Source organism: Frankia sp. AgKG'84/4, assembly GCF_023242965.2.
Lineage (GTDB): Bacteria > Actinomycetota > Actinomycetes > Frankiales > Frankiaceae > Frankia.
Map to the genome: position 1 here is coordinate 1 of NZ_JALKFU020000093.1, position 13215 is coordinate 13215.

Below are 13215 nucleotides of genomic sequence, written 5' to 3' on the forward strand. Positions count from 1 at the left end.
CGCGGGGCCTGCGCCGCCCCCGCCCCGCGCCAGTCCGCCGGCCGGCCGGCGCCGACTCCCACCACCAGCAGCCGCTGGACCGCGCCCTCGGCGCCACCGAGCGGCACCGACAGCACGGATCCGGCATCCCCGCGCAGCGACTCGGTCTCGATCAGCCGGTCCAGCGGCACGCCGACGTCGAGGCCGACCTGGCGGGCGACCTCGTCGAACACCGGCCCGTCATCCCCCACCGCGAGCACCACGGCGACGACGGGGGCCGCCACGTCGCCGACGGGCCCGGATCGGAGAATCACCTCGGGCGGCACCCCGATGAGATCATCGAAGGCCGGCGCCGGCACCGAACCGCCCGCGGTCATGGGACCCTCCTCGTTCTGGTCAACCCCGAATCCCGCCCACCAGCCAGGTGCTCCGGCGACCACGACGCGCCGGATCGCCACCCCCGGACCGTGGGCGGTACCTCGCGCGCGCGAGGCATCCCGACGGCGAGCTAGCTGACCACGTTCTTCAGGGCGTCCCCCAGCGCACTCGCTTCATCAGCGGTGAGTTCCACAACGAGCCGACCGCCCCCCTCCAGCGGGACACGCATCACGATGCCGCGTCCCTCCTTGGTCACCTCGAGCGGACCATCACCCGTCCGCGGCTTCATGGCCGCCATCGGTGCACCTCTTCCTGCCGTCGGACCTGCGTCTGACGTCGATTATCCCGTAGACCGGACCGCAAACCGAAACACGTCTCCCCGCGGCATCACAACGGTCGCCGGTAGGGACGTCGGACCGTGTGCCGCCGGTGTCGATAGCCGTGCGCCTGGCAGGCGCCAGGTGATCCAAAGCGACCGTACGCCAACGGAGGACGGAGATGTCCAGCGAGGACGCGGTCGTCCGCGACCGGCCCAACCAGGGCCGTGGCGTCCGCTCTCCGCCGGTCCGGTCAGGTTTGTGGCTTGTCCAGCCGGACGACGGGCCGCTCCGTCGGCGCGGGCTGCGCCTCGGCCCGCGCGAACGTCGCGAGCCGGACGAGCTCGTCGTCACGTCGGGCGAGTTCGTCGTCACGCCAGGCCAGTTCGCCGGCGAGGCGCAGCAGGACCGCGTCGACCTCGGCCATCCGGTAGCCGCGCAGCGACATCGCGAACCGGGTGCGGCTGATGTCCCCCGCGGTGACCATCCCGGCGGGAAGGCCGACGGAGGCACTGTCCGGCGGGGCGGGGCGCAGCCGATCGAACCGTCCCACGGCAAGCGCGGCCACGGCGAACACAACGGCGGCGACGATCACTATCTCGACGGCGAGCACCACCTTCCGATCGTGCCATGGCCGTTGCCGGGTCGCGCCGCGCACCCCGTGCGATCTGGCACGCTGGCCCGATGGACGCCGATCATCCCGTGTCGACCGTTCCCCCCGCGTCGGCTCCCCCCGCGTCGAGGGACGCCACCGTCCCGGGCACCCCCACGCCCGGCGACGGCCTCCACCAGCGACCGCTGCGACTGGGCCGGCGGGTGTTCGCGCCGACCGAACTCGTCGTCATGGCCATCGTGAACCGCACCCCCGACTCGTTCTTCGACCGTGGCGCCACGTTCGGCGAGGCCGAGGCACTCGACGCCGTCGCCCGCGCGGTCGCCGACGGGGCGGAGATCATCGACATCGGAGGGGTGAAGGCGGCGCCCGGCGGGGAGGTCAGCGCCGCCGAGGAGTTGCGCCGGGTCGGCGGGTTCGTCGCCGCCGTGCGCGCCCGGCACCCCGAGCTGGTGATCAGCGTCGACACCTGGCGGGCCGAGGTCGGCCGGGTCGTCGCCGGGGAGGGCGCCGACCTGCTCAACGACGCCTGGGGCGGGGTCGATCCCGGCCTCGCCGAGGTCGCCGCCGAGTTCGACACCGGCCTCGTCTGCACGCACGCCGGCCACCTGCCGCCCCGCACCCGCCCGCACCGGATGACCTACGACGACGTGGTCGCCGACATCATCGCGACCACGGTGGGGCTCGCCGAGCGTGCCGCGAGCCTCGGCGTACACGCCGACTCGGTGCTCATCGACCCGGGCCACGACTTCGGCAAGAACAGCCGCCACTCGCTGGAAGCGACCCGCCGCCTGCCGGAGCTCGCCGCGACCGGCTGGCCGGTGCTGGTCGCCATGTCGAACAAGGACTTCATCGGCGAGACGCTGGACACCGGTGTCGACGAGCGCCTCGAGGGCACCCTGGCCGCGACCGCGCTCAGCGCCTGGCTGGGCGCCCGGGTCTTCCGCGCCCACCAGGTCCCCGAGACCATCCGCACCCTGCGGACGGTCAGCGCCATCCGCGGCGACACCGGCCTCGCCGTCGCCCGCCGAGGCGTCGCCTAGCGCGGGACCGCGGCCTGCGCGCAGCGGCGCACAGGCCGTCTGGATGGTCGCGTGCCGGCTGGCGTCACCGCGGGTCGACCGCACCACCCGGGGCGGCGACGGAACCCACCACGACGTCCTGCGCCGCCTGGATGAGGTCCGCTGCCCTGGCTCTCGATCCAGCGACCGAGGTGAGCTCGAGATATCCGCAGGCGGGCAGCGCTCCGAGGCAGTGGAGCAGCACCCCCTCACCCAATTCCTGGCGATAGAGCAGACCTTCCTTCCGCAGCAGGTCGAGAACCGTCTCACCGGCGACTCCGACCAGCGCGGACTCCTGCATCCGTCCGTTCACGTAGAAGACGTCGGGCCCACCTCCGGGCCGGAGGCGACCCCCGGCGTCGATCTCCGCACCTACTACCTTTTCGATGTATTTCACGACGTGCGTGGTACCCACCTTTCGCAGGTTCACCTCGACCGCGAAAAGGCCACCGTTCCCGGAAACCACGAAGTCAATTCCGAAGGTTCCACGAACACCACCTTCCGCGAGGGTCCTTCCCACCCGCGCGGTCGCCGCGAGCACGCCGGAACGCCATCCCTCCTCCGCCGGGAACCGACAGCCCCAGTACTGGCCCGACACGAGAATCTGCTCATGGGTCGGCCCGGTGTCGACGGTGCCGTCGGCGTTGATATGGCCGAGGCCGCTCGGCGACGCGACGACGTCGTCGACGAACTCCTCGACGACCGCGCCCTCGGCGGCGAGCTCACGCCAGAAGTCCTCCGCCGGAAGGCGGACGGACTCGGCCGACTCGAAAAGGCCCCTACCTCGGCGCACGCTCTCAACATCCACGACAATATTTCCCACCCCCGCCGTCCAGTGCGCGGAGTTCAGTTTCACGACGGCGGAGGACGGGTCGATCCTTACGATTCCCGCCAGCACCGCACGTTCGTCGGCGAGGAGCTCGGCCGGGCCTTCCGGCACCCGTACACCGGCCCGCTTCAGGAGGCTCTTACCGCCGAGCTTGCTTCCCGTCTCGGCCGCGGCGGCCGCGCCCTGCTCCTCGATCGTGGCGCCGAGGATCGCGGCGATCCGGTCGGAGGTCGGCGTCGCCATGAAGTTCACGATCGACGTCGACCGGCTGTTCTCCACGATCGAGGACAGCGCCGACATCACCTCGGCATCGGCGAGGACCGACGCGTCCAGCGGCCAGCCCTCCCGCAGCGCCGGCGAGAGCAGCCGCAACCGGCTGGTCGCGCTGGAGATCTGCGCCTCACTGAAGCCGAAGATCTCGCGGAAGTGGTAATCCAGGGCGGCCTGACTCACCTCGGTCGAGGTGATGAGGACGAGCTGGAGGTCCTCGCGACGAAGCTCCTCCAAATAGCACAGCCCGCGCTCGGCGGAGAAACGAAGATAACTCACTTCGCGGAGCAGCTTCTCCGCAAAATTGAACGAGTAAAGCACGATCTTCGTGTCAACAATGCCGCTGGAAGGGGTCACCATATCCGCCTCTCGCTAGCCGTTTCACACGGACCCGAAGTTTTCGAAAAAGCCTACACGAGGGCCGGTTCAACCCGAGGTAACCACTTCCCGCGGCGAACGTGTTTCACGGCCGGGCCCGGCTCGCCCCCCGCCGTCGTCAGCCGCAGCCCGCACGCCGCGGTCGGTACGGACATCCCGGTCGCCGCCGCCCCGCCCGGCGAGGAGAACGGCGCTGGGGTGGACAGCCAGCACAACGAGATCGTCGGGCGTTGGTTGCCCGACCTGGGACCGGCCAGGACGAGCGAGGCGGCGCAGGCGACCGGACGAGCGTCCCCTCCGCCACCTCGACCGGCCGACCCCCGCCGCGGATGGGATCTCCTGCGGCGCAGGGGATGAACGCCGCCCCGGTGGCCACGCCGCCAGCACCGGAACCGCCACCCGGACAGTATCCGGGTGATCTTGCTGGTGGGCGTGTCGCCTTCCTGTCGGCGGTGGCCTGGTTGACTGGTCGGGCTCCGTGGCGGGACCGACTGGCCGCTTTGGCGGCGTCCGACGTCCTCACCATGATCGGATGAACACACCCTAGTGGTCCGCCCGGGGAACTCCGCGCCGAGCGCCGGGCCACCACGTCGCTCCACTCCTTTGTCACCATCTCCCTGCCAGGCTCACTTACAGTGAACCCTCTCCGTGCCGGCAACAACGCGAAGGTCCGGTTTCCGTCGACTTCCGACGTATGTCGAGGAGAATCATCGGCCTTCCGGGCCACAAGGTTCCGTATCCCCAGGCAGAAGCGCTGGCGCGACTGATCTCCCGGGTATCTCACGTAAAGTTGTACGCCCACGCGCCGCGTGTGCGAACATGGCTTTCGAAGAGGGCTCGCCCACCGCTGGTGTCTCTCCTCGCCGGGTCGCAGCGACGACCCGGCGGGACGAGGTGACGATGTATTCGGACTGACTCAGCACCCTTCACCCACATCTCCGGGACGGTCGCGCGTCCCACTCGGAATACTCCGACGATGTTACTCCCCCATGTTGACTCCGTGCTCTTCAGCATGCCGAATCCCAGCACCCAGTGCCCGGCAGCGGCCATGCCTTCTTCTCGCCATGCCCTTCTGTTCGACGCCGCGTCCGACACGGAGGTAAGAGATGCCATCAAAAACCTATGGCACGACCTGCATCGAGCTTGATTCCGACACGTTAAGGAGGGCCGCCCAGAGGTTCCAGCGGTACGGGATCCTGACCGCCACCGACCTGATCAGCCCGGAAACGCACGCGCTGATCCGGGCCGAGGCCAACCGCCTGCTCGCGGAGTATTCCGAGCGTCGTGACCTCAGGCTCGCGACCACCGGCTTCACCCGCCGCTCCATGTCCGTGGTGCCGAGCGAGATCGTGGCGCAGAGCGAGCCGATCGCCGCGCTCTACCGGAACACCGAGCTGCTGGCAACGCTGGAGGCGATCGTCGGGGAGAAGCTGTATCCCTGCCCGAAGAAGGATGAGGAGTTCCTCATCACCAGGCACGAAAGGAAGGGAGACACGCACGGCTGGCACTGGGGAGACTTCAGCTACGCGCTGATCTGGGTCCCGGAAGCACCGCCGCTCGAGATCGGCGGGCTGTTGCAGTGCATCGCCCACACCACGTGGAACAAGGCCGACCCAAAGATCAATCAGTATCTCGTCGAGAACCCGATCAACACCTACTACTTCGCACCCGGCGACGTCTACCTGCTCCGGACGGACACGACCCTCCACCGGACCATCCCCCTTCGCGAGGACGCCGTGCGGGTGATCCTCAACATGACCTGGGCCGCCGACCGGGACCTTCAGCGCAGTTTCACCGAGAACGACCGCTGGTGGGACAACGCGGAAGTCACCGCGGCGGTCAGCATCCGGGACGAACAGGAGAAGATCAGTGACTGAAGTGAGCAGGGAAGCCAGGGAGGCCCGCCCCACGTGGGCGAGCTTCGATCACGTCGAGGCGGGGGTCCGGCGACGCGTCTCCGTCGACGACCCGTCGATCAAGACGTATCTCGACGACCTCCTTGTTCGTATCGCCGACCATCGCGCGGTGGAGCATCCGTTCCTCAACCGGTACCGGACCACGACCCTCACCCCAGAGCAGGAACGTCACCTCTACGCCGAGTGCTACTACTTCTTTCGCCACCTGCCCTTCTACATCACCGGCATGGCGATGAAGACGCGCGACGAGACGATCCTGCGCGCGATCGTCCTGAACGCCGCCGACGAGGTGACCTCCGAGCAGACCCACTCCGCCCTGTTCGAGGAGTTCCTGGCCAGCCTCGGGATCGACATGGAGTTCATCCGGGGCTACCAGCCGCTCGACGTCACCGTCGAGCTCAACGAACGCATCCGGCACCTCTACACGGAGGGCTCCATCGAGAAGTCTCTCGGCGCCCTGTACGCCGACGAGACGATGTCCTCCATCATGGTCTCGAAGATCAACGACGGCCTCCAGAACCAGGGCTACGACGCGCGGACCAGGCACTTCTGGACCATCCACATCGACGTCGAGGTGGGCCACAGCAACTCCGTGTTCAACGCCAGCGCGCCCTACGTGCACTCCGCCGACACCCGCCGGGAGTTCGAGGCCGGCACCTTCGACTTCCTGGCGCACGTGGAACGATACTGGGACGGCGTGCAGAAGCTCGTGGGTCTGTGAGGTGAGACCCGCTGAGGTGGAGATCCAGCGCACCCGGTGTGTTCAGCCGCTCCCGTTGGGCCAGACGATCCCGGGTTCCGTTCACTCGGTGTCGGTATCCCTGCCGACGGTGGCCGACGTCATCGGCTTCGAGTCGGCCGACGAGAAGACCCTTCGTCACGTCACCGCGGGCTATCCACGGTTTCGCACCCACCGCTATGTCGCGGAGCTGGCTCTTCTTCTCAGCGGGCGCCTCGGCACACCGGTCCACGACCTGGTGCTGGTCCGCACAGCCCGGGCGGCGGCCGCAGCGGCCGCCTACGCGGGCCTGCCCCGTTCCAGTGTCCTCGTCGCCGAGGGGGTGAACGCGGTGGCGGCCAGGGGCGACACGGCCGCCGCCGAGCGGGTGCGCGAGTTCGTGAAGCACACCGGCTGCCATCTCTCCTCGCGCGAGGCGGAGGGCGTTCTCGTCCGCTGCCGCGCGCTCCCGACCCAGCAGGAGGAGCCGCTCGCCCCGGACCGACCCGAGGACGCGATCAGCGCGGAGCTGGCGCGGGCCTACGGCGCGCGCGACGCCGCCGACGTGTTTCTCCACAACAGCGGCATGAATGCCGTGGCCGCGGCCGTGGAAACGCTGACGCGGGTCCAGCACGAGCGCGGCCGGAAACTCTGGCTTCAGCTCGGCTGGATCTTCTTCGACACGATGAGCATCTTCGAGAAGCGCCTTTCCGACGCCGACCGGATCGTCATCCCCGACCCGAGTGACACCGAAGCGATCGTGGCTACGGCACTCGCCCACGCCGGCGACCTCGCCGGCATCATCGGCGAGATTCCCAGCAATCCTCTGCTGCAGACGCCGGACGTCGCCGCCGTGCGGGAGGTCGCCGACCGGATCGGCGCCGCTGTGGTGCTCGACACGAGCATCGGCACGCCCTGGAACGTCGACGTCCTATCCTTTTCCGACGTGACCTGCGAAAGCCTCACCAAGTACGCGACGGGATCCGCCGACGTCCTGATGGGCGCGGCGGTCGTCAATGCGGCATCGCCCTTCGCGGGCGAACTTCGCGCTGGCCTGCACGAGCATGGTGACCGCCCGTTCAGCCGGGATGCGGCGCGGGTCGCGGCGAGAATACCCGGCTATGAGGCGCGCATCAGGCAGGTGAACCGCAACACCATGGCCGTGGTCGAGTTCCTCGAAGCCCAGAATGCCGTCCGCCGCGTCGCGTGGGCCTACAGCGACCGATCCGCCCGCAACTACACGAAGATCCATCGCGCACCCTCCTCACCGGGCGGCCTGGTCCTGCTCGACCTCGCGGTGCCGATCGAGCAAATCTACGATCCGCTGCCCTTCCCGAAGGGCCCGAGCTTCGGGGCCGACTTCACCATGGCCTCACCCCAGGTCTTCATCGCGCACAACGACATGCTCGCCACCGTCGCCGGCCGGGAGGAGCTACGAGAGCGCGGCCTGCACCGCGACATGCTCCGCATCTCCGTCGGAATCGAGGAGCCGGAGTCGCTCATCGACAGCCTTCGCCAGGTCTTCCGACACTGACCTCGCGTTGACCGGAGCACCGGGCCGGGGGGCGGCCGCGCCCCCCCCCGGCGACCGGCCGTGCTCAGTCGGATTCGGCGATCTCGCCCGCCGTGGGCGCGGGCGGCGGGGCGACGCCGGCCTCCAGCGCGTCGAGTGCCTCCTCGAGATCGGTGGCCCAGATCACGGCGTCTCGAGCGGCGACGCGGACGAAGCCGCCGTCGACCAGCGAGTCGACCAGCAGCCGCAGGTGCGTGAACACCCCGCCGGGGTCGAGGACGACCACGGGCTTGGCATGCAGGCCCAGCACCTGGGCCACCCAGATCTCCAGCAGCTCCTCCAACGTCCCGAGGCCGCCGGGGAGAGCGAGGAAGCCATCGGCGCGCTCGTCCATGAGCGCCTTGCGTTCGCGCATCGTCGCGGTGACGATCAGCTCGTCCGACTCCTCGTCGGTGATCTCCAGCGCGTGCAGCGCCCGCGGGATGATCCCGATGGTGCGGGCGCCGCCGGCCCGCGCGCCCTCGGCGACCGCGCCCATGCACGAGACAGACCCGCCCCCGGAGACCAGCGTGTGGCCGCGGCGGGCGAGGGCCGCGCCCGTCCGGGCGGCCAGCGCCACGTGGGCCGGGTCGATCTCCGTGGACGACGCGCAGTACACGCAGATGTTCACGGCGTGCGCAGCTCCGCCCCGGGCGGCTCACGGTGGCCGGCCGTTCCCGCCACGACGATGCGCACCGCCTCGTCCACATCATCGGTGACCGACATGATGTGCAGGTCGGTCTCCTTGATGAGACCGGCCCGCAGGGCGGTTTCCCGCAGCCAGTCGATCAGCCCGGACCAGTAGTCGGAGCCGATGAGGACGACCGGGAACCGGGTGACCTTGCCGGTCTGGACGAGGGTGAGGGCCTCGAACAGCTCGTCGAGGGTGCCCAGCCCGCCGGGCAGGATGACGAAAGCCTGCGCGTACTTGACGAACATCGTCTTGCGCACGAAGAAATAGCGGAAGCTCACGCCGAGGTCGACCCAGTCGTTGAGCCGCTGTTCGAACGGAAGCTCGATGCCGAGGCCCACGGAAAGGCCGCCCGCCTCCTGGGCGCCGCGGTTGACCGCCTCCATCGTGCCTGGACCGCCGCCGGTGATGACGGCGAAGCCGGCCTCGGCGAGGCCGGCACCCAGGCGTCGGCCCTGCGCGTAGATCGGGTCCTCGGGGGGGATGCGCGCCGAGCCGAACACGGTGACCGCCCGCGGCAACTCCGCGAGCAGCCCGAAGCCCTCGACGAACTCGCTCTGGATCCGCAGCACCCGCCACGGGTCGCTGTGCACGAACCCGGACGGGCTACGGGTGTCAAGCAGCCGCTGGTCGGTGGTGGCACGCTCGACCTGGCCGCGACGGGCGACGACGGGCCCGCGGAACTGCTCCGGCGGCGGAAAGCGGCGTTCCCGCCCGACCGGGACGCCGCCGCCTTCGTCCGGCCGGGGGGGCTGCGGGTTCGGGGACCGGGTCACTTCGGCACCATAGGCCACAGCGCGGCAGCGCAACGAGACCGCCCGCACGGGTGGGGTACGGCACAGGTGGCGGTGTGGCCAGGTTGGTTCGGGGCGGCGGCCCGCGACCGCCTGGTCAGGACGTCAGGCTGGTGAGCTGGTCCAGCACCGGATCGCCCGGCCCGATGTCGTAGCCGTCGGGATTCGTGCCGCCGAGCGCCGCCGGCCGCCAGGCCCACAGCAGCGCGCCCTGCACGCCGAGCTGGAAATCGGCGTAGATCTTGCTGCCGATGAGCGCCGCGCGCGCCTGCACACCGCCGACCTGACTGGGGATGACCCCCATCTCCCCGATGATCAGCGGCTTGCCCAGCTCGCTCATTTCGCGGGCCCGCGTCGCCAGGCCGTTCCACTGGTCCCCCGGCACGACGTCCAGCGAATAGTCGTGGTAATCGGCGACGTCTATGTACTGGTCGGCGTTGAGGTCGACGTACTCACCGCCCGATGTCCCGCACTGCCCGCTGCCGACGGTGCCCATGCCGAGCAGATGCCGCGGGTCTATCGCCTTGATCTGCTGGCCGACGTGCCGCACGAACGCGCGCAGCACCTCGCTGGCATCCGACGGGCAGGAACCACCGAGCGCGACCGAGTCCTCCGGCTCGTTCACCAGCTGCCACAGCATGATCGTGGGGTCGTTCCGATAACGACCGACGACCTCCCGGGCCCATTCCAGATAGGACGCGGGCTGACCGGGCGGGTGATCCCGCCAGTAGCCCTCGCGATACCACTGGTCCGTCTTGTAGCCGGCCTGCGCCGAGTCGTATCCCTCACAGTCGGCCCACTGGTTGCCGAGCACCGCGATCACCCGGAGATGGTTCATCGCGGCCGCGTGCAGCGTGTTGTCGAACGTCGTCCAGTCGCGCACGCCGTCCGCAGTGGTCGCGAGCCGCTGAAAATACCAGATCCGGACGGCCCGCATACCCGGTCCGAACTCACTGCCGGCGGCGGAGAGGTCAGGCGGCGTTCCGCAGTCGCGGCGGGACTGCGGATTCTCGTTGGCGTTCCACACGTTCAGCCCGGCGAGGCGGGCAGGGCCACCGTCGAGGGTGAACCGGCCGCCGGAGGTGGCGACGAAGGCGTACTCCTCCCCCGCCGCGCTGCTGGCGAGCCCGATCGTGATGAGGACGCCGACCAGCAGGAGCCGGCCGGCGCGGCGCCGGACGGCCGCCGCGAGCCGCCTCCCGCGCCGCTGGGCGGCGTTGCACCCGCGCCGAAGGCCGTCCCACCCGGGTCGGACGCGCACCATCGAACCGATCCGCGCCGGCCCGCTCGCCTTCATGCCATCGAAGCGGGTTCGGCGCCCGGTTGCCCGGCGCCAGGGCGACGGGGCCCGGGCGGAGTCAGCAGGCCGTGCCATGCGCCACACTGTAACGAGCGATGCATTTGCCAGGCTCCGGGACTCACCTGCCGCCGCAGGGTTTCTCCGCGCGCAACAGAAGGCGTCTATGTCCAATCTCGTCCATTTATCGGAGAGATTATCGATGCCACTCCAGGACAACATTCCTGCAGCATTTCCCGGGTTTAACCATGACGTAGGCTTGACTTTCACCGTTTGGTCACTAGCATGCGAGTGTACCGGCGTCGAACGCCGCGGTGCCGCACGGCGCCACATATGTCCGGGGGTAACAATGTTGACCGCGCAGCAGCTCGCCCAGCGACGCCAGGGAATGCACTTCTGTAGCTGATTCGCCGGCAGTCCTGCTTCGCCAGCGTACACAGCTTCCTCGCACTTCGACCCAGCCACATGGCATCCCCGGCGTCGAATTCATGCCGTCCAGGGGTCCAGCAGTTGGCCCGCGCGGGTAGACGACACTAATCGTCTGCATTTTTTTATACCGAGGCCGGTTCTCCCTCGAGATGGACGCCGTCCCGCTGGCGCGGCCATGTCGACGTCGACCCGATTTCCCCGGCCGGCGCCACAGCCCCGAAAACAACGCGGGCAACCGTACCGGCCTCTTTTTCCGCCCACGATGCCAGCGACGTGTGCGATTGGAGACACGCGTGCCTTCAGCGCGAAGCGATCTACCTTCGGCCCGTGATCCGGACACCACCGCGAGGACATCACCGGACGCCGGGGCGGGGCCACAGACCCGGTCTCACCCCGGCGAGGTGCCCGCTCCCCGCTCCCGGCCCGGCATCGGCGACCCGGCGAGAACGCTGCCGTTGGAGCCGTTGGACGAGGCCGCATCGACCTCTCCCGGCGCGGCGATCACCTCTCCCACCGGGACCCGGACGGCCAGCCGGCGCGGGCCGGCGCGGGTCACCTTCCGGTGGCGACCGCTGGCGCGCGGGCTGTGGGTCGCGGCGGCGGCGACGCTGGGGCTGTCCGGCAGCCTGCCCCGGCTCTGGGACGTCACCGAGGCGCAGAGCCCGATCTCCTACCGCCTGACCGCCGCCCTCGCCGGCGGTCTCGCGTTGCTTGCCCGCGCCCGCCGCCCACCCGGCGAGCCGGCCATCCATGATCGGCAGGTTGACTATCTGGTCGGCCTGCCGCTGCTGGCGCTGGCCGCCGCGGAGCTGTCGGTGCCGCCAGCGCGGTTCGACGACCGGTACTGGAACGCGCACGCCGACCTGCTCGCCCTGCCGCTGCTCGCGGCGGGGGCGATCACGCTCGTGTTCGGCACCCGCGCACTGTGGCGCCAACGCGTGACGCTCACGGTGTGGTTGCTCGTCCTCGCGCCGTTGACCTCCGGCGCGGTCCGCCGGCTGTCCGACTGGCTGGCGTGGCCGGCGCTCGCGCTGGCCCGTACGAGCGGCTCGTGGCTCGGTGGCTGGGACGTCGTCGCGTCGCCGCCGGGCCACCCCGGTCGGCTCGGCGGAGACGGCCTGCCCGGCACCGTCCTGCGCGTCGCCGACGGGCCCGGGGGCACCGTCGCGTTCGACGGCGCGACCCACGGCCTGGTCGGCGGGCTCGGTGCGCTCGCGGTGATCGTCCTGGTCGCCGCGACCGCCGCCAGCTGGCGGGGCGCCGCACGGCGGGCGCTGAGCGCCGCGGCGGTGTGCGTGGTCACGATCCTCGGCCGGATCGGTGTCGCCGTGGTCGCCGGCCGCGCCGGCGGCCCCGCCGCCCCGGCCCCCGCCGGGCCCGACCCCACCCGCCGGCGTTCACAGCCCCGAGATCAGTCCCTCGATCTCGGCTTCGAGGATCCGGCGGTCGGTGACATCGCTGTAGAGCCACAGATGGCCGCGGTAGCCGTCGATCGCGGTCAGCGTGACGTGGCTGCGTTCGAAGACCCTTCCGTCGGCGAACATCACCGCCTCGCGGCGAAGGGTTCGGCGCCGCCGCAGCAGGGTGTCGAGCCGGGCCGCGAAGCCGGACGGGTCGTCAACCAGCCCGGCGCGGGGCCGCAGGTGCCGGCGGCAGTCCGTGCCGACGAGGTCGACGGGTGACTCGGCCAGGTCGAACAGGTCGCAGTAGAGCTGGTTGACGGCGACGACGGCACCGTCCCGGTCGGCGATGAGGACGGCGGTCGTCAGCTCGGCCAGCAGCGTGGTCAGCCAGCGCTCCCGGTCCCGGCAGGCGTCCTCGATGCGCCGCATCTCGGCGAACATGCAGCCGCAGTCGCCGTCCGCGTGGCCACGGTGCGGGTCGACGGCGCGGACCGGGCGCAGATCGGCCTCCTCGTCGCGGTGCAGCACGACGGCGGCGCGCCATTCGGCGCCGGGCGGCAGCGCGCCGCGCGGGTAGCTCGCCGGGCGGT

General features: G+C 70.3%; 11 protein-coding genes and 1 pseudogene. 4 read left to right on the forward strand and 8 right to left on the reverse strand.

Annotated features, from left to right (window positions below; genetic code table 11):
• The 3 genes and pseudogenes from MXD58_RS08815 to MXD58_RS30655 all read right to left on the reverse strand — a co-directional run.
• Positions 1–356 (reverse strand): annotated as a pseudogene (locus tag MXD58_RS08815) (leucyl aminopeptidase); the annotation flags it as partial.
• Between the two features lie 131 nt (positions 357–487).
• A complete protein-coding gene (locus MXD58_RS08820; RefSeq protein WP_248817542.1) occupies positions 488–655 on the reverse strand; it encodes a DUF3117 domain-containing protein in 168 nt (55 codons plus the stop codon).
• 272 nt (positions 656–927) lie between these two features.
• On the reverse strand, positions 928–1290 hold the full coding sequence (locus MXD58_RS30655) for a DivIVA domain-containing protein (RefSeq protein WP_248836636.1): 363 nt from the start codon (positions 1288–1290) through the stop codon (positions 928–930).
• A gap of 68 nt (positions 1291–1358) precedes the next feature.
• Between MXD58_RS30655 and folP the strand changes: the two genes are divergently transcribed.
• The gene (gene folP / locus MXD58_RS08830) at positions 1359–2330 is read left to right on the forward strand and encodes a dihydropteroate synthase (RefSeq protein ID WP_248836635.1); all 972 of its coding nucleotides are present in this window, start codon (positions 1359–1361) and stop codon (positions 2328–2330) included.
• Positions 2331–2394: 64 nt separating this feature from the next.
• Here the strand turns inward: folP and MXD58_RS08835 are convergent, their stop codons facing one another.
• Positions 2395–3804 (reverse strand): peptide ligase PGM1-related protein, encoded by a 1410-nt coding sequence (locus tag MXD58_RS08835; protein WP_250609185.1) that lies wholly within the window; start codon positions 3802–3804, stop codon positions 2395–2397.
• Positions 3805–4931: 1127 nt separating this feature from the next.
• On the opposite strand from MXD58_RS08835, the gene besD reads away from it, so the two are divergent.
• The 3 genes from besD to MXD58_RS08850 all read left to right on the forward strand — a co-directional run bounded on the left by besD (position 4932) and on the right by MXD58_RS08850 (position 7993).
• Positions 4932–5702 (forward strand): L-lysine 4-chlorinase BesD, encoded by a 771-nt coding sequence (besD, locus tag MXD58_RS08840; protein WP_248836633.1) that lies wholly within the window; start codon positions 4932–4934, stop codon positions 5700–5702.
• Complete coding sequence (locus MXD58_RS08845; RefSeq protein WP_248836632.1) at positions 5695–6462, forward strand: iron-containing redox enzyme family protein; 768 nt, start codon at positions 5695–5697, stop codon at positions 6460–6462. The genes besD and MXD58_RS08845 overlap by 8 nt, the downstream gene beginning before the upstream one ends.
• A 349-nt stretch (positions 6463–6811) precedes the next feature.
• Positions 6812–7993, forward strand: a complete 1182-nt coding sequence (locus MXD58_RS08850) for a PLP-dependent transferase (protein ID WP_248836631.1) — start codon at positions 6812–6814, stop codon at positions 7991–7993.
• Between the two features lie 64 nt (positions 7994–8057).
• Here MXD58_RS08850 and MXD58_RS08855 read toward each other — a convergent pair whose 3' ends face one another.
• The 4 genes from MXD58_RS08855 to MXD58_RS08870 form a co-directional block, all read right to left on the reverse strand.
• On the reverse strand, positions 8058–8642 hold the full coding sequence (locus MXD58_RS08855) for an LOG family protein (RefSeq protein ID WP_248836630.1): 585 nt from the start codon (positions 8640–8642) through the stop codon (positions 8058–8060).
• Positions 8639–9478, reverse strand: a complete 840-nt coding sequence (locus tag MXD58_RS08860) for an LOG family protein (RefSeq protein WP_248836629.1) — start codon at positions 9476–9478, stop codon at positions 8639–8641. The genes MXD58_RS08855 and MXD58_RS08860 overlap by 4 nt, the downstream gene beginning before the upstream one ends.
• Before the next feature lie 115 nt (positions 9479–9593).
• Complete coding sequence (locus MXD58_RS08865) at positions 9594–10760, reverse strand: cellulase family glycosylhydrolase (RefSeq protein WP_250609186.1); 1167 nt, start codon at positions 10758–10760, stop codon at positions 9594–9596.
• Between the two features lie 1859 nt (positions 10761–12619).
• The coding region (locus tag MXD58_RS08870; protein WP_250609187.1) for a PAS domain-containing protein at positions 12620–13215 on the reverse strand (596 nt) is incomplete at its 5' end.